This window comes from Ruegeria sp. HKCCSA071, assembly GCF_017872555.1.
GTDB lineage: Bacteria > Pseudomonadota > Alphaproteobacteria > Rhodobacterales > Rhodobacteraceae > Ruegeria.
In genome coordinates, this window is the sequence record NZ_JAEDOX010000003.1 from 1 (window position 1) to 24,197 (window position 24,197).

Consider the following 24,197-nt stretch of genomic DNA (forward strand, 5'->3'; position numbering starts at 1 on the left):
GAGACTTGGGGAAGAAGGGCTCAAGACGCGCCATCTGCGCATCCGTCAGCCAGAAAAGATCAGACATGGTCACCGCTCGTTTTTCGAACCGTGAATCACGCCGCAATGCGGAAATCAATGGGTCCTGACCCTAGAGAATAAGTCACTCTCCACAGATGTGAAACTTAAAGCGCTCAGAAAAATAGTTCACTACAAAATTAGCAACGGATTGAATCACGCTGAAAAATTAAATATCTTTGACAGCTTATTTGTTACCCTTGCCTCCCCGCACAATTTTATCAGTACGGTTTTTGAATCGTTGATGATGAATGAGTTTGTATTCGGGTATAATTTACCACTTTCAAAGTTCTCCACCATGCAAATGCATGTGAACACTATGGATGCACTGAGAGCAAACTCTTCGCTGTGTATTGAAAAAAACCGGGAAGCATTCGGCAGAATGATGAATTCTGATCATATTAGGGAATCTTTCTTTGCGGCTCATCTGGATGAGGTTCTGTGCAGCCCTCAACTGAAGGCATATATCCTTGAGTACAAAGATGTTATTGAAGTGCGTTCTGAAGGTGAAAGTAAGACCGGAACTGACTGATAGAACTCTTTCCGTCAGCCTGTCGTTTACGATACCCTATCTTACTAGGGCAGCGAACGAGGCAAAGCCCAACCCGACGTCTACAAATCCCTGATCCAGAACTGCAACGGCTTCGGCGTTTCTCCCTCTTCCCCAATATCCTTCCACGAGAATTGGGCGATTGCGCCGGGTAGGGGCTCGTATCCACGGGCGCGCCAGAAGGTATCCAGCGGGCGGTAGTGGTCGGGGCGCAGGGGGTGGTCGGTGGGGCGTTGCACGCTGCAAAAGGCGCATTTGGCAAAGCCCAGAGCGCGGGCGTGCGCCTCGCGCGTGTCGAAGAAAGTGTGGCCGACGCCCTGCCCGCGATAGTCCGGCAGCAGGACGGATTCAGCGCAATAGAAGATCTGCGACAGATCGAGCCCGGTGTCTGCGAAGGCCGCGGCGAAATCGTCGGCGTGGTCGGTCAGGGGTGCGCCGGTCGAGGCGCCGATCAGGCGGTCGCCGTCGAAGGCGCCGACCACGATGGCCTTGTCGCTATCGCGGTAGGATTGGAGGTATTTGCGCTCGTATTCCAGATCGCCGTCATAGAGGTAGGGCCAGGCGTGAAACACCCTGATCCGCAGGCGGGCGACATCGTCCAGAGCGGCCCCGAGTGCCGCTCCGGTCAGGGGGCGGACGTCGGTGACGTCAGCCATTCGAGACCTGTTTGGTCCAGTCTGCAAGGTTATAGAAGGTGGTGACGCGGGTGATCTTGCCGTCCCTGAGGTCAAAGAACGACCCGGCAGGCAGGCGATAGGTCTGGCCGTGCGCGTCGGGCAGGCCCTCGTCGGTTTCCAGATAGGTGCCGTTGACGATGAACTCGGCCGCGGCGCGGGTGCCGCCCTGAGCCTCGAACACAACGATGTCGGTCAGGTTTTCGCGGTAGCAGCGGTTCATATGGGCGCAAAAGGCCGCGAACTTGTCCTTGCCGACGCGAATCTGGCCTTCGTTCACGTGATGGGCCACTTCATCGGACAGGCAGGCCAGCATGCCATCGACGTCACCGGCGTTGAAGGCATCGAAATAGGTTTTGACGGTCTGGTTCATGTCCCCTCCGTTGGTTCGCCCCAGCGGTCTTTCAGATGCTGAATGATCTGGTCGCGGGTCTGTCGGTAGTGATGTAGCTTTTGTTCGCGGGTCTCGCCCATCCCGGTAGGGTCCATTATTGGCCAATAATCGACATCGAGGTGAAAAACACGGGTCAGTTCCAGCGCCTGACGTTGGCTGGCGGGTGAAAGCGCCACGACCAGATCGAACGAGCTGAGGTCATCGCCCCATTCCTGCATCTCGTCGAAGGAGCGCGAGCGGTGGCGGGACAGTTCCACGCCGACCTCGTGGCAGACGGCGATGCTGAAGCCGTCGATTTCCAGATCGTTATGCACACCGGCGGACTGGACATAGGTGCCGGTGCCATAGAATTTCTTCATCAGCCCCTCGGCCATCGGGGACCGAACCGCGTTGTGGTCGCAACAGAACAAGACCGACTGCGGCAGAGGCTTCACGCGTCAGCCCCCAAAATGCAGAACGCAGATCAGCGTGAACAGGCGGCGGGCGGTGTCGGTGTCGACATCTGCCTTGCCTTCCAGCCGTTCCTGCAACACGCGGCTGCCTTCGTTGTGGATACCCCGGCGGGCCATGTCGATGGTTTCGATCTGGCTGGGTGGCAGCGATTTCACCGCGTCAAAATAGCTTTCGCAGATCTGGAAGTAATCCTTGACCACCTGCCGGAAGGGACCGAGCGACAGGTGAAACTCGGCCGCTTTTTCGTTGGCCTCGGTTTCAATGTCGAAGACAAGCCGTTTGTCGCGGATCGAAAGCTGAAGGCGATAGGGGCCTTCGGGCACAACGCGGTCGTCGCGTTTGGGCAGCGAGAAGCTGTTTTCTTCAAGCAGATCATAGATGGCGACCTTGCGCTCCTGCTCGATCTCGGGCGTGGGCGGCGGCAGATTTCTATCATCCAGTTCGATATGTGAGATGCGGGTCATCTTTACAGTCACATTCCTTGCGTCAGCACAGACCTATAACAATGATATTCAACGGGCAACGCACAGAAACGCCATATGCGCCCGGTCTTTGCGTCATTTCAGCCATTCAGGCGGTTCAGGCGCGCGGTGACCGAGAGGCCATGCGCCTCGAGGCTTTCCGAGCGCGCCAGCTGTTCGGCGGCAGGGCCGATGGCACGCAGGGCTTCGGGGGTCATCTGGCTGAGCGTGGTGCGCTTGAGGAAGTCCATCACGCTGAGGCCCGACGAAAACCGTGCCGAGCGGGCGGTGGGCAACACGTGGTTGGGTCCACCGACGTAGTCGCCGATGGCTTCGGGTGTGTACTGACCCAGAAAGATGGCCCCGGCGTGGATGGTTTTTTCGCTCAGCGCGCGCGGGTCGGCCACGCAAAGTTCCAGATGTTCCGGGGCAATGCGGTTGGACAGGGCCGCGGCCTCGTCCAGGTTGCGCACGGTGATCACCGCGCCGTAGTCGCGCCAGCTGACCCCGGCGATGGCGCGGCGTTGCAGGGTTTCCAGCCGTTTTTCGACCGCCTGCGCGACGGATTGGCCGAATGCGGCGTCATCGGTGATCAGGATCGACTGCGCGCTTTCGTCATGCTCGGCCTGGCTGAGCAGGTCCAGCGCGATCCAGTCGGGGTCGTTGTCCTTGTCGGCAATGACCAGAATTTCCGAGGGGCCGGCAATCATGTCGATGCCGACCTTGCCAAAGACGCGCCGCTTGGCGGCGGCGACAAAGGCGTTGCCCGGTCCGGTGATCTTGTCGACCGGCGCGATGGTGTCGGTGCCATAGGCCAGCGCCGCCACGGCCTGCGCGCCGCCGATGCGATAGACCTCGTCCACACCCGACAGCTGTGCCGCCAGCAGCACCAGCGGGTTCACCTGCCCTTCGGGCGTGGGCACCACGATGGCCAGCCGTTCCACACCGGCCACTTTGGCCGGGATGGCGTTCATCAGCACCGATGACGGGTACGAGGCCAGCCCACCCGGCACGTAAAGCCCTGCGGCCGAGACAGCAGACCAGCGCCAGCCAAGGGTGGCCCCGGCCTCATCCGTCCATTCCTGATCCTCGGGCAATTGCCTTTCGTGATAGGCCCGGATACGGGAAGCAGCCAGTTCCAGCGCCGTGCGATCTTCGGCCCCGACCAGCGCTACCGCATCCGCGATATCCTGTGCGCTGAAGGCCAGCGTTTCGGGTGTCAGCGTCAGCCGGTCGAATTTCGCCGTCAGTTCGATAACCGCCGCATCGCCCCGGTTACGCACGTCGTCGATGATCTGCGCCACAACCGCATCCACATCCGGGCTGTCCTCGCGCTTGGCCGAGAGCAGGGTCCGGAAGGCGGGTTCGAAATCGGGCGATTTGGTATCAAGGAAAACGGGCATGATCTGGCACTCCGGGCGTTGCGCATTGGGACATATCGCCCGGAGCGCGCGGCCTCAACCCTCAGCCCACGGGGTGTAGCGATTTGTGCATGGCAAAGCAGGACAGATCCCCGTGGCCGCAGCACCGGCCGGTAGCCTGCCAGCCGTGGCGCTGATAGAAATCCTGCGCGGTTTTTGTTGCCTCAAGCGAGGCTGAGGAACATCCCGCCGCGAGCAGTTCCCGTTCCAGCCGGTTCAAAACCGCCGCCCCCAGACCACAGCCCGTATGATCCGGGTCGATGTAAAGCAGAGTGATCTCTCCGGTTTCCAACAAACCGCCTACGGCAGCCACCTGCCCGGCCCGTTCAGCCTGCCAGATCTGCGATCCAGGTTTGATCCAGCCCCGGATCGTGGCCGGGTCCTTGTTATCGGTCCATTGCGCGATGGCCTGCGGGTCACCCTGATGATCGGCCCCGCAGAGCTTCGTGATCGAACGGATCAGAACCCGACTGATGTCGAAAACGTCGAAAACGGTGGCGCGACGCAGAGTGACACCTTCGGGCACCTTCGAAAACGCCTGAGATATGCCGCGCTTGTTCTGCATCTATTCGGGATGATGCGGGGCTTGACCGGAGGGGGCCTGATAAGGGCGCGTGACGTCCTTGAGGGTGGCATCCAGCGCCTCGACCGTCAGGCGGATCGCGCCGTCACCGGCCAGCGTCAGCAGGACATGGCCCGCGCCATCCTCGCCGGGTTCGAAAACAACCGACAGCAGCGACATGATCATGTCAGTGTCACCGCGATCAATGCCCTGACTGGACACCGAGAGAACCGAACCGAAGACCAGCACCGACTGCACCCGTTCAAACGGGCGGTCGCGGTGGGCGGCGGCATCCTTGTCTTCCCAGCGAAAGCGGTTCAGCAGCAGGCCAAAGCGGCGCTGCGCCGGTTGCCACTTCATCTCGGTCACCGGAAACACGGCATCCTGCGCGAGGGTCGAGATCACCTGAAGGTCATCTGCATCCTCGGCCCCCAGATTAAGCGGCGCCTCGCGCCCGTCTTCAAAGCTTGCGTCTGTCATTGGCCCTTGATCCGTTCAATCTTTGCACCCACGCCTTCCAGCTTGCGCACCACATGTTCATATCCGCGGTCCAGATGATAGACCCGGCTGACCGTTGTTTCCCCTTCTGCCGCCAATCCGGCAAGGATCAGCGAGACCGAGGCCCGCAGGTCGGTCGCCATCACCGGCGCGCCTTTCAGACGCTCGACACCGGTCACCGTGGCGGTGCCGCCATGCACCTCGATATGCGCGCCCATGCGCACCAGTTCGGGGGCGTGCATGAAGCGGTTTTCGAAAATGCGTTCTTCGAGAACCGAGGCGCCCTCAGCCGTGCACATCAGCGCCATCATCTGCGCCTGCAAGTCGGTCGGGAAGCCGGGGAAAGGTTCAGTCACCACATCCACCGCGCGCACGCGCCCGTTTTTGCGCGCCACTTTCAGACCGCCTTCGGTTTCTGAAACGCTGACGCCTGCCGCATCCAGTTTGGCCGCAAAGGATTCGACCAGTGACATGCGACCGCCCAGCAGTTCGACCTCGCCCCCACAAATCGCCGGGGCCAGCATATAGGTGCCCAGCTCGATCCGGTCGGTGACAACCTGATGTGTGGCCCCGTGCAGCCGGTCGACGCCCTGAATTTCGATGGTCGGGGTACCTTCGCCGGAAATCTGCGCCCCCATCTTGCGCAGGCATTCGACCAGATCGACGATCTCGGGCTCGCGCGCGGCGTTTTTCAGAACCGTGGTGCCCTTGGCCAGCGTCGCCGCCATGACGATGTTTTCGGTGGCCCCGACCGAGGCAAAGCGCATCTGGTGCACGGCGCCTTTCAGACCGCCCGAAGCCTTGGCGTGCAGATAGCCGTCCTTCAGCTCGATCTCGGCGCCCAGCGCCTCGAGCCCTTCGACATGCAGGTCCATCGGCCGTGCGCCGATCGCGCACCCGCCGGGCAGAGAAACAACCGCCTGCCCGAACCGCGCCAGCAAGGGGCCCAGCACAAGGTTCGAGGCGCGCATCTTGCGTACGATGTCATAATCGGCGGTCTGGCTGGTCAGGCTGTGGCTGGACATTGCAATCACCTGACCGTCTTGCAACGACGACACCTCGGCCCCCAGCGATTGCAGCAGCGCGGTCATGGTCTTGATATCGCTCAGCCGCGGCGCATTGGTCAGCGTCAGCGGTTCTTCGCTTAACAATGTTGCGGGCATCAGCGTCAGGCACGCATTCTTGGCCCCCGCAATCGGTATCTGACCGTTCAGCGGGCCGTTGCCCGTTACCAGAATCGAATCCATCTGCTCTTATCCCTCGTCCTTGTCAGGCTTGTCCCCCGCGGCCGCGCGCGCCTTGGCCTGCGCCTTGCGACGCGCCATGTTGGCCTTGAGCGCCGCCTTCAGCCGCGCCTCGCGCGCATCGCCGGGTTTACCTTGTTTTTTGGGTGAATTTTTATCCGTCATGATCTTTCTCTACAGGAGGCGAAAAAAACCGTCCAGACACCCTTGCGCCGCGTTTCGTTTGAGTCTAATCACCCGCCCACAGCGCTGCTGTAGCTCAGAGGTAGAGCACTCCCTTGGTAAGGGAGAGGTCGAGAGTTCAATTCTCTCCAGCAGCACCATCCTTCATATTCCTGCGAAAAAGCGCGCTTTTATCCGGAAGGGTTTGGGTGTTCCGGCGTCTTTGGCTATTGGCGTGTCAGAGACTTTTGTGGTGCGCGTTTGGTTTATGGGCGGTTCGATACAGCCCGGAGGCGTCGAGCGCTGCGCGTGGTCGTACCACGCGCTTGGCAAGGGGGACCCGCTGCGCGCCCCCGTTGCATCCCTTGGGCCAGTGGCTCTTTCAGGGCATTGAACCCATTCCAGAGCCATAGATCGTTTCATGGCGGTCGGGCTTAGGTCATACCCAGCGCTTCTTTGTACATTTCGATGACGGCCTCTTGCTCGGCGATGTCATCCTTGTCCCTTTTTCTGAGGGAAATGATGCTGCGCAGGGCCTTTACGTCATAGCCGCGCGACTTGCTTTCAGCGTAGACCTCTTTGATCTGGTCGGCGATGTCTTTCTTTTCCATCTCAAGGCGCTCGATACGTTCCACAAACTGGCGCAGCTCGCCCGCGGTGACCTTGTAATTTGCTTCTGCTTCTTCAGACATGCTCATCTTTTTTGTTCCCGGTTATGGACCTGCAACCAGAAGAGGTCAGCCTGCGGCTGGCGGTGAACGGCGGTGGCCCGATCAACGGGAGCACCTTCCTGACACGCCTGCCCCAGAGGCTGAAACCCTGGTGTGGAATGCCGGATACAGTGCTGCCGCCCGGGTCGCAAGCACCCAATGGGCTGGCGCACTTGTATGACCCCAACCGATCCGTTAAGCGCGTGATCAGGTCACGAGGATATGCGGGGAACCATGTTTGAATTCATCACCTGGGGCGGTGCGGCCCTGTCTGTGGCCGGGCTTGCCGGTCTGGTCTGGTGCATTCTTCGCGTGATGCGGGCGCGCAAGGCCGGTCTGTCGGATGACGAGCTGCGCGCGGTGGTTCAGGGCGTCCTGCCCTGGAACCTGGCCTCGCTGTTTCTGTCGGTGCTTGGATTGATGCTGGTCATCCTCGGGATTTCCCTTGGATGACCATCCGGTTCACACCGGCAAGTTATCAAACTGCGCTTCAATCGCATCTTCACACAAGGCCGCATCCAGACGACGCAGGCGCGAAGGCACCTCCATCCCCTGCTGCCGCATCCGGTCAACAATCTTACTCACACTCGGTTGAAGCGCCAAACGCGTTTCCAGACCCGCGTTCACAAGCTTACGTTCAAGCTGCTCGGCTTCGGAATAAAGACCAGTCGGTGTCATAACCATCCTCCCAAGTGGCGCCAGTATCCCCAATATACGTAACGGGATTACGACCCGCAGATAATATCGTAGCCTTGTGCGGGAAATTGCCTGCCATGGTCGAAGTTTCGGCAATCTGACGCGGATAGGTTAAAGATTAAGCCAGAATTACAGCGGTTGCTTTGACCGGCATCAAATTCAGGTTCGATATTGCATCACATTCCAATTCACATATATGATATGCGAGACCGAAACGGAGAAGATCATGACACCGAAAGTGAAAGCGTTTTTTGACGAGCAGACCTTTACGGTTTCCTACGTGGTTCATGAACCTCAGGGACGGGCCTGTGCCATCATCGACAGCGTACTGGATTTCGACCATGCCTCGGGGCGGACGTCGACAACCTCGGCGGACAAGATCATCGATTTTGTGCGCGCGCAGGACCTTAAGGTCGAGTGGATTCTGGAAAGCCATGTCCATGCCGACCACCTGTCGGCGGCCCCCTACCTGCAACAGGAGCTGGGCGGCAAGATCGGGATTGGCGACCAGATCGTCACCGTGCAGGACACGTTTGGCAAGGTTTTCAACGAAGGAACCGAGTTTCAGCGCGATGGCAGCCAGTTTGACGCGCTGTTCAAGGAAGGCGACAGCTTTCACATCGGCCAGATGCGGGGCGACGTGCTGCACACCCCCGGCCATACACCGGCCTGCATGACCTACGTGATTGGCGATGCCGCATTTGTGGGTGACACGCTGTTCATGCCCGATTTCGGCACGGCGCGCTGTGATTTTCCCGGAGGATCGTCGGCCACGCTGTTCCAGTCGATCCAGAAGATACTGTCGCTGCCGGACAATACCCGTATCTATGTCGGGCATGATTACAAGGCTCCGGGCCGCGACGAATACGCGTGGGAGACGACGGTGGGTGAGCAGAAGGCGCTGAACGTCCATATCGGACAGGGGCGCAGCATCGAAGACTTCGTGGAAATGCGCGACGCGCGGGACGCCACGCTGGCCATGCCGCGCCTGATCCTGCCGTCTTTGCAGGTCAACATGCGGGCCGGTCAGATGCCCCCGGCGGATGAACAGGGCGATGTTTTCCTGAAACTGCCGGTCAACAAGCTGTGACGCGGGCACAACAAATCACAAAGGGAATTCCCACATGAATATTGAGTGGATCTGGGGGCTGTGCGGCGGTCTGGTGATCGGTCTGGCCGGGGCGGTCTACCTGCTGGGCAATGGCCGGATCATGGGCGCAAGCGGCATTCTGGGCGGCCTTGTCGATGGCAGCGCCAAGGGGAGCATGGCTGAAAAGCTGGCCTTTATTGCGGGGCTTGTCGGAATGCCCGTTCTTCTGCACCCGTTGATCGCGCCCGAGGCCCAGACGCATCTTACCAGCAATCTGGGCGTTGTCATTCTGGCTGGGCTGCTGGTCGGTATCGGCACACGGATCGCCAATGGCTGCACCTCGGGGCACGGGGTGTGCGGGATCTCTCGGTTCTCGCTGCGCGGCATCGTGGCCACCGTTTTCTATATCCTTGCCGGGGGCGTCACCCTTGTGCTGCTGCGTCATGTGATGGGAGTGATCTGATGCGTCTTATCATTGCGTTGATCGCCGGATCACTGTTCGGCGCCGGGTTGCTGATTTCGGGCATGACAGACACCACAAAAGTTCAGGGCTGGCTGGATGTGTTTGGCAACTGGGATCCGACGCTGGCCTTTGTGATGGGCGGTGCCATTCTGCCGATGCTTGTGGCATGGCGGATGACAACAGGTCGCCAGAACGCCCTGACCGGCGGAGCCTTTCCCCCCCCTGCCAAGCCCGAGGTTGATCGCAGGCTGATCGTGGGTTCGGTTCTGTTCGGGATGGGCTGGGGATTGGCCGGACTGTGCCCCGGACCGGCGATGGCCTCGCTGAGCTATGGCGGGCTGGGCGGGCTGGTCTTTCTGGTTGCAATGGCGGCCGGGATGTTCGTGGCACCACCGCTGGGCGCGCAACTGGACAGGGCGGCAAACGCGGCCTAAGGAATTGGCATGGAGATTCGTCAGATCACCCCCCGCTATGCTGTCTCGCCGCAGATCACGGTCGAGGATATTCCGGCCATTGCCGAGGCTGGCTTTGCCAAGGTGATCTGCAACCGGCCCAATGCCGAAGTTCCCCCGGCCATGCAATCCGACGCGATCGGCGAAGCGGTGCGGGCTGCCGGTATGGAATACGAGGTGCTGGAGCTGACCCACCAGACGATGACGCCTGAGAACGTGAAGCGGCAGCGCGACATGGCGGAAAACGGCAGTGGTCCTGTACTGGCCTATTGCGCCTCAGGCACGCGGTGTTCGGTGGTTTGGGCGCTGGGCCAGTGCGACCACATGAGCACAGACGACATCCTGAGTGCGACCGGCAAAGCCGGGTATCAGCTGGACAATCTGCGCCCCATGCTGGACCAGATCCGCGGCACTAGCGGCTGAGCGTCACTCAGTACTGCTGCCAAGGTCCGTCGGCCCCAGCCCCGCAAGCTGCGTGATTTCCGCGACCATCCGTTCGGAATCGTTCACGATCAGATCGCTGTCTGTCAGATCTGACACCCCGGTCGGGACGGTCTGGACGTGCGCATCATACACAGTTGGGTCAACCGGATGATCCTGCGGTGGTATTCCACTTTTGCTGGCGATGAAGTCCTGCGCGTCAGCGCCGGTCAGGGCTGGCAATGCAGCGGTTTCATTCAGCCGCACGGCGCGGAGACCACCGCATTGCCCAAGGCGACCGATACCTGCGCGTGTCCGGTCAATCGTCAGAACCTCGGTCCGGTCCAGACGGGCCCCGCGCAACGGCAGAATGTCCCCGATCCGCAGTCCGCACAGGTCGGACAGCGGCAACGACATGCGGCACAGCGCGGTGGTCAGTTCCGCCCGCATTACGCCCGAACACTGATCCATGCGCAGATCAGCCTTGTCCCCGTTATCTTCTGCTTCATCCGAGGCGGCGGTATGTTCAGGCAGAAAAACCGATATGCGGCCCTGCTGCTCTCCGTTCGCGAGATCGACGGTCAGTTCGAAAATGCGATACGCATCTTCCGTCATCGCCAGCGACAGGGTGCGCAAATCCTTGGCGCGCGAGGTAAATTCCAGCCCTGCAAGGCAAATCTGATCGCTTGAGGCGTCGAACAAAGCGGCGGAACCGGTCAACGCGGCTTCGATCAAGGGGGCCACGATGGCGGCGTCGGTATCAGTAAACGTGCGTGCGCCGGGATCACCGGACAGGACCTGACCAATGGTCTGGGCCTGAACAATGGCCGAGACCGCATTCGGGTTGAGACAGGTCGCGGCGCGCCCTTCAGGGCCGTCAAACACCAGCAGCAGCCAATCCTGCCCCGCCGCGTCCCCCGGCACCTCCTGCGACTGGTTGGATTGCTTTGCCCCGATAACCGCCAGCGGCAGGTTCAGCCGGTCGCCCGCAGCCCGTGCGAACCCAAGGCGCAGCGCCCGCAGAACCGAGCGCGGGCGATCCCCCAGATCCTTTTGCCCGACGGACAGTTTGCGCGCCAACGCGGCATTGACATCTTGTGACATGACGCCCGATCACCAATTGTTCCAGAACCTGGCAACTGGTTTACACCCTCGGGCGTTACCAAGTTCTTTATGGCCGCGTCACTGCGCCGCCTGCTGGTAGGCCTGTGGCAGGCTGATCCGGAAGGCCGCACCGCCCTGCCCCGGCAGATAGGTGATCTCACCCCCCAGCCGCTGCATGATTTCGCGGCAGATGGCCAGACCAAGCCCCGCTCCGCCAGCCTTGTCGCCGCCCACGCGGGCAAATTTCTCAAACACCATCGAGCGCGCGCCCGGTGGGATGCCACTGCCATTGTCGATGAAATCGACGATGACCCGCCCGCCGACATCATGGGCAGAGATGACCAGCACCGGATCGTCCGCGTCGCAGTATTTCTGCGCATTCGAGATCAGGTTGATGAACACCTGCCCCAACCGATCCAGATCCGTATGCAGGAAAATACGCTCGGCCGTGCGGGTCCGGCGGACGGTGATCTTTCGGTCCGCCCCGGCCAGAGCGCTGGGCACGGCGCGGTCCAGAACCGAGCGCAGGCTGTCATCGCTGAGATTGAGGCTGACCTGCCCGTTTTCAAGCACGCTCAGATCCAGCAGATCATCGAGCAGCCGGGTCAGGCGCAGGGCTTCGTCATGAATGATCGCGGCGTAGCGGGTCTGCTCCTGGCGGCTGAGGCCATCGGTGTCGCGCATGATTTCCGAAAACGCCCGGATCGAGGTCATCGGCGTGCGCAACTCGTGACTGACCTGACTCAGGAAGCTGTCCTTCTGTTCAGAAATCTGGGTGAGCTTCGCGTTGGCTTCGCGCAGCTGGCGTGCGGTTCGGCTCAGTTCGGAGGACTTTTCCTCGAGCTGGCCGGAATATTCCAGCAGTTGCGCGGATTCGTCTGCCACGGCCAGCAGATCCTCGACCGAGACCGACGATCCGCCCACGATCTGGCCGATCATCGCATGGGCCATGGCCGCACCGACCGAACCGCTGAGCTCGCGTTCCAGACGGTTGAGAAAGCCCGGCGTCGGCTCTGGCAGGTGCGAACGGCCACCCTGTTTTTGCGCCTCGGCCTGAAAGAATTCCTGCGTGGGGCCTGTGCCCAGAATGCGCTGCGTCATGATCATCAGGTCTTCGCTTTGCGCCACTGACCCGGACCACCCGCGCGGCGCGACCGAGTGATCGAAGACGTTGACGAACTGTGCCCCCTGCAACCGCTCCAAAGGGCTGGGAAAGCTGAGCAGGGACGCGACGCAGAAGGCAAGCGTGTTCAGGGACAAAGACCACATCACCGTATGCACCATCGGATCAATCCCCTCGATCCCGAACAGGGCATGAGGGCGCAGCCAGCCGAGGCCGAACAAGCCGTTTTGCAGCACGGATTCGGGCATCCACGCGCCGCCCATCCCCGGCAGCAGCAGCGTGTAAATCCACAGCACAAAGCCAACGGTCAGCCCGACCAGCGCCCCGGTCCGGGTCGCCCTGCGCCAGAACAGCCCCCCAACCAGCGCCGGCAGAATCTGCGAGATACCGGCAAAGGCGATCAACCCGATCGAGGCCAGCGCCGCACCGCCCCCGGACAGCCGGTAGTAGAAAAAACCCAGCGCGATGATGGCGGCAATGGAAACTCGGCGTGCCATCAGGACAATGTTACGCACATCACCCGACACCGAGCCGGTGCCTTCCTGCGTGTTCAGCCAGATGGGCATGACCACGTGGTTTGACACCATTGTCGACAGGGCCATCGCACTGACGATGACCATCGAGGTAGCCGAGGAAAACCCGCCGATGAAAGACAGCATTGCCAGCCAGTCATTGCCCTGGGACAGCGGCACGGTCAGCACGAACAGATCGGGGTTGGCGCCCTGGGGCAGCAGGTCCAGACCGACCACGGCGATGGGCACGACAAACAGGCTCATGAACAGCAGGTAAAGCGGAAAGGCCCAGGCAGCGGTTCTGAGATGGCCCTCGTCATCGTTTTCCACCACCATCACCTGAAACATCCGGGGCAGGCAGATAAAGGCGGCGGCGGACAAAAAGATAAATGTCGTCCAGCGCCCGGCATCGACGTTCCACTGGCCGATTTCCGAGGCGTCGATCCGGTCCATCATCGGGCCAATGCCGCCCGCGATCCCCCACACCACGAAAACGCCCACGGCGATCAGCGCAAACAGTTTGACAACGGCCTCGACTGCGATGGCCGTGACCACACCGTGATGACGTTCGTTCACGTCCAGATTGCGGGTGCCGAACAGGATGGCAAACACGGCCAGTCCAGCCGCGACCCAGAACACGCTGGACCCTTCGCGATAGAGGCCTGACGGGTCAGCCTCGGCAAAGATCGAGAATGACAGGGTAATGGATTGCAGTTGCAGCGCGATATAGGGCGTGCCGCCGAGCACCGCCAGAATGGTCACGCAGACCGCCAGCGTGTTCGACTTGCCATACCGGGACGACAGCAGGTCGGCGATCGAGGTGACCCGCTGGCTGCGCCCGACGCGCACCAGCTTGCGCAGCCCCCACCACCAGCCGACCATCACCAGCGTCGGACCGAGGTAGATGGTGACAAATTCCAGCCCCGACCGCGCGGCGTTGCCCACCGCGCCATAAAATGTCCAGGCAGTGCAATAGATCGACAGGGACAACGTGTAGATCACAGGTGAACGCAGCCATTTGCCGCGCCCGGCCGCAGCCATGCGATCCGCGGCGAAGGCCACCGCGAACAGGAACACGACATAGGCAAGGCAAACCAGAATCAGAACGTTTATGGTGGCCATCACTCAGCGCCCGTGTCCGATCCCTCGCGCGCGGCCATGCGACGGGCGGCCAGCCCAAAGACAAACCCGGCCAGGATCAGCGCGCCCCAGCAGAGGAATATGTAATACATCGCCGAAGACAGGGGCACCGCCGCATCCCCGCCAGACGGGTCTGGCCACAGCAAAGGAAGCGCCAGCAGCGCCGCACCCAGAAAGGGCAAAATCCGGGCGGCATCCGTCAACCTGTGACGGCGATAGCTTTGACGTTCCAGAAAAAGCGAGGGGCGTGTGCCCGGTGGTTTGGTCTTGTTGCCCTCGCCGGACATCATAAGCGCGTCGCCTGCGCGTGAAGGTCACGCACGGCTGTCAGAACTTCGGCATTGGAAAACGGTTTGGTCATGAAGCGGCTGACGCCTGCGTTTTCGGCCATTTCCCGGTCGCGCGACTGACCCCGTGCGGTCAGCATCAGAACCGGCAAGCCTGCCAGTTCCTCCATTTTTCTGAGTTCCCGCAGGATATCCATACCGTTCTTGCCCGGCAGCATGACATCCAGAATGACCAGATCGGGCCGCGCCCCCTGGATCACCTGAACCGCATCCGTTCCGTCGCCATGCGTTTCGACCTGCCATCCCTCGCGCGACAGCAGGAACCGGATAGCCTCGGCGATGTTCGGTTCGTCCTCAATCAGCAGAACCTTTCGGCTCATATGTTCAGTTCCTCCCATAACCGGTCTTCCATCCCGAGACCGGTTCCCGCCAGATTAAGCGGTCTGTCATGAACGTGTCAAAAACCTTCGCTCAAAATCGACGGCTCGCGCCGGGCCTTGCAATCGCGGTTTGGGCAGACACGGCAATTTGGCCCGACCTGAGTGACCGGCACCCCGTCTGACGGGTCCCTGACCGGGCGCACCACCATGACCGAGCGATAGGCCGGGTCCTGATCGTATCCCGACACCGCATGCGGCCAGGCATAAGCGACGCAGTCGAACACGGCCGAGGACCTGCCGGTCAGGACGACCTGCTTGCGCACCGGCACCAGCGGACGGCTGAGGGCCGTGAACAGCGGCCAGAGCGGGCAGACATCCCCGTGTCGGGGCAAAGTAAACCCCTGAATCGGCTTGAGAAACAGGATGCTTCCGGACGCGTCGCACAGCACCATGCCAACCGATTGTGACAGGGTGCCATCCGGCAGAAAGGCCAGCCGCCGGAGGACAGTCGCAATGTCGACAGACAGCCGCTGCGCCAATTCAATTGGGTCCGGTTCACCCTGCTGAACAACCGCTTTGACAGCATCCGGTGGCAGGGCCTGCGCGTCTGCGCGATAGATTCTGAGAACTTCGCGCGCAACGGTGCGCGCCGCCGAGGTATTGAGCCCGCTCAGGTCAACCGCATCCACATCGCCACCGTCTTCCAGTTCGGAAATCGTGTAGGCGCGGGCTTCAAAGAAGGCTTCGACCTCTTCCAGGGGAACGGCACGTGGATCAACCGCCGAGTCGCTTTCGTCGAGGAAGGTCACCAGCGCCTTGGAACTGCCTGCCAGCCGTTCGGCATCCTGATGCAGGTTCTTGTGAAAACGCTCGCGCCATTCGGCCTCGATATCTTGGGTATCCGCAAGGATCGCGGCGGTCGAGCGTATCGCGGCAGCGGTTGACAGAACCTCGTGCATCGACGCGGCCAGTTGCGGGTCGTGCGTAAGGCGGTCGGACAGGGTTTCGACGTTCCGCTCCAAAGACACGACACGGCGATGCATTTGCGCCAGAACACCGGCCCAGCCGGGAAAACGCCCGGCGAATTCCTCGAGCCCGTCAACCTCGGCCTTCTGTCCGACCGCATCCTCGGCCGCCTCGCGCAGGGCGGAAACCAGAGTTGCCTCGATCCCCTGTGTCAGAACCGAAGGTTCAACGCCCAGCGCCGACGCGATATCGACCAGCAATTTGCCCCCGATCCTGCGGCGATTGTGTTCGATCAGGTTCAGATAAGACGCCGATATTCCGGCCTGCCGCGCCAGTTCCGCCTGCCGCAACCCGGCAATTTGCCGTCTTTCGCGAATGCGGCTGCCTGTCAACGTGTCGCGCATGTTTACTTTCCCTGAATTCAGACCCGTCGAATTTCACGATCGTTTTCTGATTATAGTATCTGTTTCTATAGGTTAATCATTTCTTTTCAGCTGGCATTTACAACGTTCACAATCTGACGCAAACCAAAGCATCCGTTTCGGGCGTCAATCTGGCGCAAGACACCGCATCCCCCTTCATTTCCGCGCGCTTTCCCGGCACCATACACGCATGAGCGACCCCGCCTTTGAATATGCGCCGATCGGGCTTGTTGAGCTGGAAAACAGGATCATCCGGCGCTGTAACCTGCAATTTGCCCGCACCTTTGGCGGAGAAGAGAATGACTATCGCAACATGCCGCTGTTGCACCTTTACCCTTCGGTCGCGGATTGGGAGAGGATCGGCGAACGCAGCCTGCAAGTGATGCGCGGCACCGGGTATTACACGGATGAGCGCGTCATGCGCCGCCGCAGCGGGGATCTGTTCTGGTGCCGCGCCCGGGGCCGGTCGCTGACGCCCGACGACCCGTTCCGCCACGGTATCTGGAGCTTTTCCGACATATCCGAGGAACGACCGCTGGTTGAGCTGACCATCCGTGAACGCGAAGTGGCCATCCTGTCCTGCCGTGGCCTGTCGGCCAAGGAAATCGGAGCAGAGCTGGGGCTGAGTTACCGCACAATCGAGGCTTACCGAGCCCGTTTGCTTGAAAAATTCGGCGCGCGAAAGCTGTCTGAACTGGTCGCCAAATTATCGGGGATGCCCCTGTGACCTGTCCGACCCTTTGAAATACGCGTGGAACGCATGACAGATGGTGCGAGTCGGCGCTTTTCATGCACCGCCGCTTAGCCTATAACCCTGCGTAATTTGATCAGAGCCCGCAAGAAACAGACGGGCCAAAGGGGAACCGTCGAGGATACTCATGACAGACACCAAACACGAAGCGGATGTGGCATTCATCAAGGCTCTGGCCGAGTTGCTGCGCGAAAACGATCTGACCGAATTGCAGGTCAAACGCGAATATGGCGAAGAAGACAGCCTGAACGTGCGCGTCAGCCGTATGACACAGACCGTGGCCGCTCCGGTTCAGGTGGCCGTCCCTGCGGCAGCGCCCGCCCCCGTTGCGGCACCGGCTGCAGCCCCCGCGGCGGCCCCTGCTGCCGCCGAAGATCCGGCCAGCCATCCGGGCGCTGTAACCTCGCCCATGGTGGGCACGGTCTATATGCAGCCGGAACCCGGCGCGCCCGCTTTCATTTCCGTCGGCGCGACAGTGTCTGAAGGCGACACGCTGCTGATCGTCGAAGCGATGAAGACCATGAACCACATCCACGCCCCCAAATCGGGCACCATCAAGCGCGTGCTGGTGGGCGATGGCGACGCTGTTGAGTTCGGCACTCCTCTGGTCATCATCGAGTAAGGCGGGCCCATGTTCGACAAGATCCTGATTGCCAACCGAGGCGAGATCGCCCTGCGCGTCATCCGCGCCGCGCGCGAGATGGGGATAAAGACGGTTGCCGTCCACTCCACCGCCGACAGCGACGCGATGCATGTGCGCATGGCGGACGAATCGGTCTGCATCGGCCCCCCGCCCAGCCCGCAAAGCTATCTGTCGGTGCCTGCGATCATTTCGGCCTGTGAGATCACCGGCGCGCAGGCGATCCATCCCGGCTATGGCTTTTTGTCCGAAAACGCCGAGTTCGTGCAGATCGTCGAAGATCATGGCATCACGTTCATTGGCCCCACCGCGGAACATATCCGCGTCATGGGCGACAAGATCACCGCCAAGGACACGATGAAGGCGCTGGGTGTGCCTTGTGTTCCCGGTTCGGACGGTGGCGTTCCCACGCTGGCCGACGCCAAGCGCATCGGTGAGGAATTCGGCTATCCCGTCATCATCAAAGCCACAGCTGGCGGCGGTGGGCGCGGCATGAAAGTCGCGATGAACGCGAAAGAGATGGAAAGCGCCTTCATGACTGCGCGCGCCGAAGGCAAGGCCGCCTTTGGCAATGACGAGGTCTATATCGAGAAATATCTGACCACGCCGCGCCATATCGAGATTCAGGTCTTTGGCGACGGCAAGGGCAATGCGGTGCATCTGGGCGAACGTGACTGTTCGTTGCAGCGCCGTCACCAGAAGGTCTTTGAAGAGGCCCCCGGCCCCTGCATCACCGCCGAAGAGCGCGCCCGGATCGGCAAGATCTGCGCCGACGCGGTGGCCAAGATCAACTATATCGGCGCAGGCACCATCGAGTTCCTGTATGAAAAGGGCGAGTTCTATTTCATCGAGATGAACACTCGCCTTCAGGTGGAACACCCGGTCACCGAAGGGATCTTTGGCGTCGATCTGGTGCGCGAACAAATCCTTGTCGCAGCGGGTGAACCAATGTCATTCGGTCAGGACGATCTGAAGATCAACGGCCACGCCATTGAGGTTCGGATCAACGCAGAAAAGCTGCCGAATTTTTCGCCCTGCCCTGGCAAGATCACGGCCTATCACGCGCCGGGCGGCTTGGGCGTGCGGATGGATTCGGCGCTTTATGACGGCTATTCGATCCCGCCCTATTACGACTCGCTGATTGGCAAGCTGATCGTGCAGGGCCGCGACCGGGCCGAGGCGCTGGCGCGTCTGCAACGCGCGTTGGGCGAGTTGATCGTCGACGGTATCGACACCACCGTGCCCCTGTTCCACGCCCTGTTGCAGGAGCCCGATCTGCACAGCGGCGAGTACAACATCCACTGGCTGGAGCGCTGGCTTGCGGAGAACATGGAAAAATAAGGGCCAAGTGCCAGAGGGCCCGCGCCCTCTGGTCGCCCTATCACCGGCATGAGCCTGACCCCAGAACTGCTGCTGCACGGGTATTCCATCGGTATTTTCCCGATGGCCGAACACCGCGACGATCCTGAACTGTTCTGGGTTGATCCCAAGTTTCGCGGGATATTTCCGCTGGACGGGTTCCACATCTCGCGCAGCCTTGCGCGCCGCATCCGGAACTGCGGGTTCGAGATTTCAATCAATCGGGATTTCTCCGGCGTTGTTGATGGGTGCGCTGACCGGTCCGACACCTGGATCAACGCGGAACTGCACGCCCTTTATCGCCAGCTGCACCAATCGGGTCATGCGCATTCACTGGAAGTCTGGGACGGAGCGGCGCTGGTGGGCGGCGTTTATGGCGTGACGCTGGGGGCCGCGTTCTTTGGCGAAAGCATGTTTTCGCGCCGCACGGATGCCTCGAAAATCGCGCTCGCCTATCTTGTGGACCGGTTGCGGCAAACCGGCTTTCACCTGTTTGACACGCAGTTCCTGACCGCGCATCTGGCATCCCTTGGGGCGATCGAAATCCCGCGTGGGGCTTACAAGAAAGAACTGGAAGAAGCCCTGAACCAGAGCACCGATTTTGCTGCGCCGATCACTCAGTCCGCAGAAGGCGTGATACAACGGATGACCCAAACGTCATACCGCGCGTGATCCAGCGCATTCAGCGCCGGAGAGGTCGCGATCATCCAACCGTCAAATAGCTGATCCGCTTTGCCCGTTTCCCAAATGGTCAGATAGGCGAAGGCATCGCCTGTCGGGTTATCCACCGGATACCGGCAATCCCCCAGCGCCACATCCAGCCCGAACACAGCTTCGGTTTGACCTGTCTGCAATTCGATATCAACCGTCTGGCCACTGACTTTGTCGAGCCCGCGCAGCATGGCGCCGGGGCCAGAGTTGACTTTCTGCTGCGCGACGGCGCCGGTTCCAGCCAGCAACAGGGCAATCAGGGCGGCGCGCATCATTCGCTGCCATCTCCGGCTACGAACTTGACCAGCAGCGAGATCAGGCTGACCGCACCCTGGGTATCCTGAATCTCGTCTCCGGGTTCAAAAAAGAAGGGCGAACCGCCGGGCATGACTTCGACAAAGTTTCCACCCAACAGCCCTTCGGACGAGATCACAATGGCGCTGTCATCGGGTACAAGAACGCCTTCGGCAACAGAGAAAGTCGTGTCGGCACGATAGGTATCCGGGTTCAGCTTGACCCCGGTAACGGTGCCGATTTTCACACCGGCAAGACGGACATCCGTGCCGACGCCAACCCCTTCCAGCGACCGGAACGAGGCGCCCAGCTCATAGCCCGCAGCACCTTGCGACAGGCCGGTTGATTGGCTGGCATAAACACCAAAAGCAAGGGCACCGGCCAATACGACGCCTCCGACAACAACTTCGGTCCAGTTATGGGTCGACATCTTCGCCTCGTCTATTCCGGGCTCCAGGCCTCGTAATCCCTGCGCTCAACCGGCTGGGCCCGCCGCAGCGACCCGGCAGGCGCATAGGCCAGTGCCGTACCTGTCAGGTTCTCCTGATGCGGTTTTTCCCAGGCTTTGTGCGGCAGCGGTTTGTCGGTCGGGGGTTCGTCCCAGGTGCGGTGCAACCAGCCGTGCCATTCCGGGTCAACCCGGCTGGCTTCGGCCTCGCCATTGAAAATCACCCAGCGCCTGCTGTCGTCGGCGGTGCGATAAAACACATTGCCTTCATTGTCTTCGCCCACTTTCACACCCTTGCGCGCCGTATAGAGCTGCGTGTTCAGTGTTGACCCGTTCCACCAGGTCACGGCTCGTAAAAGACTGTTCAGGATTCCCATCGGCTGCCTCCGGCATTTCGGTCGAGAGAAGGTATGGACCAAAGGCTCGCCAAGGTCCAGTGCCCCTTGGGCTTCCAGAGTCACTGCGGCAGGAAGGCGGTCACTTCGATCTCGATCCGGTACTTCGGATCAATCAAACCGCATTCGATCATCGTCGCAGCCGGTGGGTTGGCGCCAAACGTCTCGGCCAGAACCGGCCAGCACGGCGCGAATTCATTGCGGTCCGGCAACATGTAGGTGACCCGAACCACATCTTCAAAACCCGCGCCCGCCTCAGCCAGCGCCTTGCCGATGACATCCAGCGCAGACCGGCATTGCGCCACCACGTCCTCGCCCTGCCCGACGGTCCCGGCGACATGAACCCAGCCGCCCGCAACTACTGCGCGGCAATAGCCGACTTTTGCCTCAAACTCACCGCCCGAAGAAATGCGCTTCACCGTCATAATCCGTCACCTTTGTTGTTCGAAAGCTTACTTAAGCTCCCGCTGCCTGATTGCGCATGCCTTCGCGTGCGAACAACGGATCCCCAGCTTCATCTGGCTATAAATATCCCGGGGGAGATGCCCGAAGGGCAGCGGGGGCAGAGCCCCCTGAACCGGTTCAACTGAAGTTCCACCGTCGCGGTAAAAAGCCCGGCCTCAACCCGCCGAGGCCGATTCCTTGGCCGCATCGGCATAGATGAACAGCGGCTGCGCGTCGGACATTACCGCCTCTTCGTTCACCACAACCTCGCTGACGTTTTTCATGCCCGGCAGTTCGAACATGGTGTCCAGCAGGATATCCTCGAGAATAGACCGCAAACCACGTGCACCGGTTTTGCGCTCGATGGCTTTCTTGGCAATTGCCTTCAGCGCGTCATCGGTAAAGCCCAGCTCAACATCTTCCAGCTCGAACAGGCGCTGGTATTGCTTGACCAGGGCGTTCTTTGGCTTGGTCAGGATGGTGACCAGTGCTTCCTCGTCCAGATCCTCCAGCGTTGCCAGAACCGGCAGACGACCGACGAATTCGGGGATCAGGCCAAATTTCAGCAGATCTTCGGGTTCCAGATCCTTGAAAATCTCGCCCACGCCGCGCTCGTCATTGTCGCGCACATCGGCGCCAAAACCCATGGCCGAGCCCTTGCCGCGTTGTGCAATGATCCTGTCGAGACCCGCAAAAGCGCCGCCACAGATGAACAGGATGTTCGTGGTGTCCACCTGCAGGAATTCCTGCTGCGGGTGTTTGCGGCCGCCCTGCGGCGGAACGCTGGCCACGGTGCCTTCCATCAGTTTCAGCAGCGCCTGCTGTACGCCTTCACCGGACACGTCGCGTGTGATCGACGGGTTCTCGGATTTGCGGGTGATCTTGTCGACCTCGTCGATATAGACGATGCCGCGCTGCGCGCGTTCCACATTGTACTCGCTGGCCTGCAACAGCTTGAGAATGATGTTTTCCACATCCTCGCCCACGTAACCGGCTTCGGTCAGCGTGGTGGCATCGGCCATGGTAAAGGGAACATCCAGTATCCGGGCCAGCGTCTGCGCAAGCAGCGTCTTGCCACAGCCGGTGGGGCCGATCAGCAGGATATTGGACTTCGCCAGTTCTATATCATTGCCCGCTTTCTGGGCGTGGTTCAGACGTTTGTAGTGGTTGTGGACCGCGACCGACAGGACGCGTTTTGCGGTGGCTTGACCGATCACATAATCGTCCAGCACCTCACAGATATCCTTGGGCGTCGGAACGCCGTCCGAAGATTTCAGCCCGCTGGCCTTTGTCTCTTCGCGGATGATGTCCATGCAAAGTTCGACACATTCATCACAGATGAAAACGGTCGGGCCTGCGATCAGCTTGCGCACCTCATGCTGGCTTTTGCCGCAGAAGCTGCAGTAGAGCGTGTTTTTCCCGTCACCGCCTGAATTCGTCGCCATGATCTACCTTTCGGGCCTCATCCCAGCACCCCCGGCGGGAATGCGTTTTCGCCTGTTCGTGCAGCTTAGGCCAGCGCTTTGGCCGCTACAATCTCAAAATGGTTCCTGCACCGGTGGTGCAGGCTCCGAAACTCAGACCTCATCCGCGTCCATTTTTGCGCGGTTTTCCACGATCTCGTCGATGTGGCCCCATTCCTTGGCCTCTTCCGGGCTCATGAAATTGTCACGGTCCAGCGCTTTTTCAACCGCCTTTTTTGTCTGCCCGGTATGACGCACATAGATATCATAAAGGCGATCCTTGAGTTTTTGCGTCTCGGCCGCGTGGATCATGATATCGCTGGCCTGACCCTGATATCCGCCGCTGGGCTGGTGCACCATGATCCGGCTGTTGGGCAGCGAAAAGCGCATCCCTTTCTCGCCGCCGGCCAGCAGAACCGATCCCATCGAGGCCGCCTGACCGATCACCAACGTGGAACATTTCGGCTTGATATACTGCATTGTATCGTAAATCGACAAACCGCTGGTCACCACGCCACCGGGCGAGTTGATGTAGATCGAGATTTCCTTGTTGGGGTTTTCCGCTTCAAGGTGCAGCAGCTGCGCCACGACCAGATGGCTCATGCCATCGTGAATCGGGCCGTTGATGAAGATGATCCGCTCTTTCAGCAGGCGGGAGAAAATATCATACGCGCGCTCGCCCCGGCTGGTCTGTTCAACGACCATGGGGACAAGCGTATTCATGTAGGTATCTACGGGATCGAACATTCGTAACCTGCCTGTTTTGCTGTGGATCGGGACATTATCCCAACAAGTGTTACCTGAGTCTTAGTGTTGGCTCCGGGGGGCTGCAAGGGGGTGTCGGTGAGAACGCGGAATGAATGTGGACCGCCGTCAATAGGATTGTCACACCTGCCGCTGTTCCGCAGCAGCACCCTATCCGTGATTACGCCCTGCCAAATGGGCTGCGGGGAAAACGGCTGCGGGTTCCCCTTTTTTCATCACGGTTTTTTGATTCATACATATAGCAATAATTGATCGAAACATGTACTGAGGTGGCTCGCAGGCGACGAGCTTTACGTAACGGAAACTATGCCCGGTCAACGGGTTCACAAGGAACACATTCGATGGCACTTCCACAGCTGTCCCAGGACATGCCGCAACACGATCTGGATCGTATGGTCGATAACGCGACACGCGCGTCCAACTTCCTCAAGGCAATCAGTCACGAAGGCCGGCTGATGATCCTGTGCCACCTGGTGTCCGGTGAGAAATCTGTCACCGAACTGGAGGAACTGCTGTCCGCCAGACAAGCCGCTGTTTCGCAACAGCTTTCCCGCCTGCGTCTGGAGGGGCTAGTGATACCGCGCAGAGAGGGCAAAACCATCTTTTACCGGTTGGCCGATGATCGCCCGCGCCGGATGCTTGAGGTGGTGTACGAGCTGTTCTGCGGTGACGACAGAGGCTAGCTC

The 24,197-nt window shown here is 60.5% G+C and carries 34 protein-coding genes and 1 tRNA gene; 13 read left to right on the forward strand and 22 right to left on the reverse strand.

Annotation, left to right across the window (positions count from 1 at the left end; genetic code table 11):
• Positions 1-157: 157 nt before the first annotated feature.
• Entirely contained in the window at positions 158-589 is a 432-nt protein-coding gene (locus tag I9188_RS09575; protein ID WP_209505801.1) for a hypothetical protein, read from the forward strand.
• Between the two features lie 80 nt (positions 590-669).
• Here the strand turns inward: I9188_RS09575 and I9188_RS09580 are convergent, their stop codons facing one another.
• The 9 genes from I9188_RS09580 to I9188_RS09620 all read right to left on the reverse strand — a co-directional run bounded on the left by I9188_RS09580 (position 670) and on the right by I9188_RS09620 (position 6,479).
• The gene (locus I9188_RS09580; protein WP_209505799.1) at positions 670-1,263 is read right to left on the reverse strand and encodes a GNAT family N-acetyltransferase; all 594 of its coding nucleotides are present in this window, start codon (positions 1,261-1,263) and stop codon (positions 670-672) included.
• The gene (locus tag I9188_RS09585) at positions 1,256-1,654 is read right to left on the reverse strand and encodes a ketosteroid isomerase-related protein (protein WP_209505797.1); all 399 of its coding nucleotides are present in this window, start codon (positions 1,652-1,654) and stop codon (positions 1,256-1,258) included. The genes I9188_RS09580 and I9188_RS09585 overlap by 8 nt, the downstream gene beginning before the upstream one ends.
• Positions 1,651-2,109, reverse strand: a complete 459-nt coding sequence (locus I9188_RS09590) for a low molecular weight phosphatase family protein (protein ID WP_209505795.1) — start codon at positions 2,107-2,109, stop codon at positions 1,651-1,653. The genes I9188_RS09585 and I9188_RS09590 overlap by 4 nt, the downstream gene beginning before the upstream one ends.
• A 3-nt stretch (positions 2,110-2,112) precedes the next feature.
• Positions 2,113-2,592: a UPF0262 family protein gene (locus I9188_RS09595; RefSeq protein ID WP_171722821.1), complete on the reverse strand. Its 480-nt coding sequence runs from the start codon at positions 2,590-2,592 to the stop codon at positions 2,113-2,115.
• A gap of 98 nt (positions 2,593-2,690) precedes the next feature.
• Positions 2,691-3,992 carry a histidinol dehydrogenase gene (gene hisD / locus I9188_RS09600; RefSeq protein ID WP_209505793.1) on the reverse strand — a complete coding sequence of 434 codons (1,302 nt, stop codon included), beginning with the start codon at positions 3,990-3,992 and terminating at the stop codon, positions 2,691-2,693.
• Between the two features lie 61 nt (positions 3,993-4,053).
• Positions 4,054-4,575, reverse strand: a complete 522-nt coding sequence (locus I9188_RS09605; protein WP_209599607.1) for a GNAT family N-acetyltransferase — start codon at positions 4,573-4,575, stop codon at positions 4,054-4,056.
• A complete protein-coding gene (locus tag I9188_RS09610; RefSeq protein ID WP_209505789.1) occupies positions 4,576-5,052 on the reverse strand; it encodes a DUF2948 family protein in 477 nt (158 codons plus the stop codon).
• Positions 5,049-6,317 carry a UDP-N-acetylglucosamine 1-carboxyvinyltransferase gene (gene murA, locus I9188_RS09615; RefSeq protein WP_209505786.1) on the reverse strand — a complete coding sequence of 423 codons (1,269 nt, stop codon included), beginning with the start codon at positions 6,315-6,317 and terminating at the stop codon, positions 5,049-5,051. Before murA ends, I9188_RS09610 begins: the two co-directional genes overlap by 4 nt.
• 6 nt (positions 6,318-6,323) lie before the next feature.
• Positions 6,324-6,479: a hypothetical protein gene (locus tag I9188_RS09620; RefSeq protein ID WP_209505784.1), complete on the reverse strand. Its 156-nt coding sequence runs from the start codon at positions 6,477-6,479 to the stop codon at positions 6,324-6,326.
• Between the two features lie 83 nt (positions 6,480-6,562).
• Between I9188_RS09620 and I9188_RS09625 the strand changes: the two genes are divergently transcribed.
• A tRNA-Thr gene (locus I9188_RS09625) sits at positions 6,563-6,637 on the forward strand.
• 273 nt (positions 6,638-6,910) lie between these two features.
• On the opposite strand, the gene I9188_RS09630 is transcribed toward I9188_RS09625, so the two are convergent.
• A complete protein-coding gene (locus I9188_RS09630) occupies positions 6,911-7,174 on the reverse strand; it encodes a DUF2312 domain-containing protein (protein ID WP_209505782.1) in 264 nt (87 codons plus the stop codon).
• A gap of 17 nt (positions 7,175-7,191) precedes the next feature.
• Between I9188_RS09630 and I9188_RS09635 the strand changes: the two genes are divergently transcribed.
• Positions 7,192-7,428 (forward strand): hypothetical protein, encoded by a 237-nt coding sequence (locus tag I9188_RS09635; protein ID WP_209505780.1) that lies wholly within the window; start codon positions 7,192-7,194, stop codon positions 7,426-7,428.
• Positions 7,421-7,639 (forward strand): hypothetical protein, encoded by a 219-nt coding sequence (locus tag I9188_RS09640; protein WP_209505778.1) that lies wholly within the window; start codon positions 7,421-7,423, stop codon positions 7,637-7,639. Before I9188_RS09635 ends, I9188_RS09640 begins: the two co-directional genes overlap by 8 nt.
• A 9-nt stretch (positions 7,640-7,648) precedes the next feature.
• Here the strand turns inward: I9188_RS09640 and I9188_RS09645 are convergent, their stop codons facing one another.
• On the reverse strand, positions 7,649-7,864 hold the full coding sequence (locus tag I9188_RS09645) for a hypothetical protein (RefSeq protein WP_209505776.1): 216 nt from the start codon (positions 7,862-7,864) through the stop codon (positions 7,649-7,651).
• A 244-nt stretch (positions 7,865-8,108) separates the two neighbouring features.
• Here I9188_RS09645 and I9188_RS09650 point away from each other — a divergent pair, with 244 nt between their 5' ends.
• The 4 genes from I9188_RS09650 to I9188_RS09665 are packed head-to-tail and all read left to right on the forward strand — an operon-like array spanning position 8,109 to position 10,310.
• The gene (locus I9188_RS09650; protein WP_209505774.1) at positions 8,109-8,972 is read left to right on the forward strand and encodes an MBL fold metallo-hydrolase; all 864 of its coding nucleotides are present in this window, start codon (positions 8,109-8,111) and stop codon (positions 8,970-8,972) included.
• A gap of 34 nt (positions 8,973-9,006) precedes the next feature.
• Positions 9,007-9,435, forward strand: a complete 429-nt coding sequence (locus tag I9188_RS09655; RefSeq protein ID WP_209505772.1) for a YeeE/YedE thiosulfate transporter family protein — start codon at positions 9,007-9,009, stop codon at positions 9,433-9,435.
• Entirely contained in the window at positions 9,435-9,869 is a 435-nt protein-coding gene (locus I9188_RS09660) for a DUF6691 family protein (RefSeq protein WP_209505770.1), read from the forward strand. Before I9188_RS09655 ends, I9188_RS09660 begins: the two co-directional genes overlap by 1 nt.
• A 9-nt stretch (positions 9,870-9,878) precedes the next feature.
• The gene (locus tag I9188_RS09665; protein ID WP_209505768.1) at positions 9,879-10,310 is read left to right on the forward strand and encodes a TIGR01244 family sulfur transferase; all 432 of its coding nucleotides are present in this window, start codon (positions 9,879-9,881) and stop codon (positions 10,308-10,310) included.
• Between the two features lie 3 nt (positions 10,311-10,313).
• On the opposite strand, the gene I9188_RS09670 is transcribed toward I9188_RS09665, so the two are convergent.
• The 5 genes from I9188_RS09670 to I9188_RS09690 all read right to left on the reverse strand — a co-directional run bounded on the left by I9188_RS09670 (position 10,314) and on the right by I9188_RS09690 (position 16,223).
• Positions 10,314-11,411: a FliM/FliN family flagellar motor C-terminal domain-containing protein gene (locus tag I9188_RS09670; RefSeq protein WP_209505766.1), complete on the reverse strand. Its 1,098-nt coding sequence runs from the start codon at positions 11,409-11,411 to the stop codon at positions 10,314-10,316.
• A 78-nt stretch (positions 11,412-11,489) separates the two neighbouring features.
• Entirely contained in the window at positions 11,490-14,168 is a 2,679-nt protein-coding gene (locus I9188_RS09675; protein WP_209505764.1) for a sensor histidine kinase, read from the reverse strand.
• On the reverse strand, positions 14,168-14,476 hold the full coding sequence (locus I9188_RS09680; RefSeq protein ID WP_209505761.1) for a hypothetical protein: 309 nt from the start codon (positions 14,474-14,476) through the stop codon (positions 14,168-14,170). The genes I9188_RS09675 and I9188_RS09680 overlap by 1 nt, the downstream gene beginning before the upstream one ends.
• Positions 14,473-14,853: a response regulator gene (locus I9188_RS09685; RefSeq protein ID WP_209505759.1), complete on the reverse strand. Its 381-nt coding sequence runs from the start codon at positions 14,851-14,853 to the stop codon at positions 14,473-14,475. Before I9188_RS09685 ends, I9188_RS09680 begins: the two co-directional genes overlap by 4 nt.
• 77 nt (positions 14,854-14,930) lie before the next feature.
• Positions 14,931-16,223, reverse strand: coding sequence for a helix-turn-helix transcriptional regulator (locus tag I9188_RS09690; protein ID WP_209505757.1), 1,293 nt, complete (start codon positions 16,221-16,223; stop codon positions 14,931-14,933).
• A 208-nt stretch (positions 16,224-16,431) separates the two neighbouring features.
• On the opposite strand from I9188_RS09690, the gene I9188_RS09695 reads away from it, so the two are divergent.
• The 4 genes from I9188_RS09695 to aat all read left to right on the forward strand — a co-directional run bounded on the left by I9188_RS09695 (position 16,432) and on the right by aat (position 19,663).
• Positions 16,432-16,968, forward strand: a complete 537-nt coding sequence (locus tag I9188_RS09695; protein ID WP_209505755.1) for a helix-turn-helix transcriptional regulator — start codon at positions 16,432-16,434, stop codon at positions 16,966-16,968.
• Between the two features lie 151 nt (positions 16,969-17,119).
• Positions 17,120-17,614, forward strand: a complete 495-nt coding sequence (gene accB / locus I9188_RS09700; RefSeq protein ID WP_209505753.1) for an acetyl-CoA carboxylase biotin carboxyl carrier protein — start codon at positions 17,120-17,122, stop codon at positions 17,612-17,614.
• 9 nt (positions 17,615-17,623) lie between these two features.
• Positions 17,624-18,973, forward strand: coding sequence for an acetyl-CoA carboxylase biotin carboxylase subunit (accC, locus tag I9188_RS09705; RefSeq protein ID WP_209505751.1), 1,350 nt, complete (start codon positions 17,624-17,626; stop codon positions 18,971-18,973).
• Positions 18,974-19,021: 48 nt separating this feature from the next.
• Complete coding sequence (gene aat / locus I9188_RS09710) at positions 19,022-19,663, forward strand: leucyl/phenylalanyl-tRNA--protein transferase (RefSeq protein WP_245220534.1); 642 nt, start codon at positions 19,022-19,024, stop codon at positions 19,661-19,663.
• Here aat and I9188_RS09715 read toward each other — a convergent pair.
• The 6 genes from I9188_RS09715 to I9188_RS09740 all read right to left on the reverse strand — a co-directional run bounded on the left by I9188_RS09715 (position 19,609) and on the right by I9188_RS09740 (position 23,493).
• Positions 19,609-19,977, reverse strand: a complete 369-nt coding sequence (locus I9188_RS09715) for a DUF2155 domain-containing protein (RefSeq protein ID WP_209505749.1) — start codon at positions 19,975-19,977, stop codon at positions 19,609-19,611. The two genes, aat and I9188_RS09715, sit on opposite strands and share 55 nt — an antisense overlap.
• Positions 19,974-20,426, reverse strand: a complete 453-nt coding sequence (gene mlaD / locus I9188_RS09720; RefSeq protein WP_209505747.1) for an outer membrane lipid asymmetry maintenance protein MlaD — start codon at positions 20,424-20,426, stop codon at positions 19,974-19,976. The genes I9188_RS09715 and mlaD overlap by 4 nt, the downstream gene beginning before the upstream one ends.
• 11 nt (positions 20,427-20,437) lie before the next feature.
• On the reverse strand, positions 20,438-20,821 hold the full coding sequence (locus I9188_RS09725; RefSeq protein WP_209505745.1) for an NADH:ubiquinone oxidoreductase subunit NDUFA12: 384 nt from the start codon (positions 20,819-20,821) through the stop codon (positions 20,438-20,440).
• An 80-nt stretch (positions 20,822-20,901) separates the two neighbouring features.
• Positions 20,902-21,264: a RidA family protein gene (locus I9188_RS09730; RefSeq protein WP_209505743.1), complete on the reverse strand. Its 363-nt coding sequence runs from the start codon at positions 21,262-21,264 to the stop codon at positions 20,902-20,904.
• Between the two features lie 195 nt (positions 21,265-21,459).
• Positions 21,460-22,728, reverse strand: a complete 1,269-nt coding sequence (gene clpX, locus I9188_RS09735) for an ATP-dependent Clp protease ATP-binding subunit ClpX (RefSeq protein ID WP_209505741.1) — start codon at positions 22,726-22,728, stop codon at positions 21,460-21,462.
• 132 nt (positions 22,729-22,860) lie between these two features.
• Positions 22,861-23,493, reverse strand: coding sequence for an ATP-dependent Clp protease proteolytic subunit (locus tag I9188_RS09740; RefSeq protein ID WP_209505739.1), 633 nt, complete (start codon positions 23,491-23,493; stop codon positions 22,861-22,863).
• Between the two features lie 359 nt (positions 23,494-23,852).
• On the opposite strand from I9188_RS09740, the gene I9188_RS09745 reads away from it, so the two are divergent.
• Positions 23,853-24,194, forward strand: a complete 342-nt coding sequence (locus I9188_RS09745) for a metalloregulator ArsR/SmtB family transcription factor (RefSeq protein WP_209505737.1) — start codon at positions 23,853-23,855, stop codon at positions 24,192-24,194.
• The last annotated feature ends 3 nt before the right edge of the window (positions 24,195-24,197 follow it).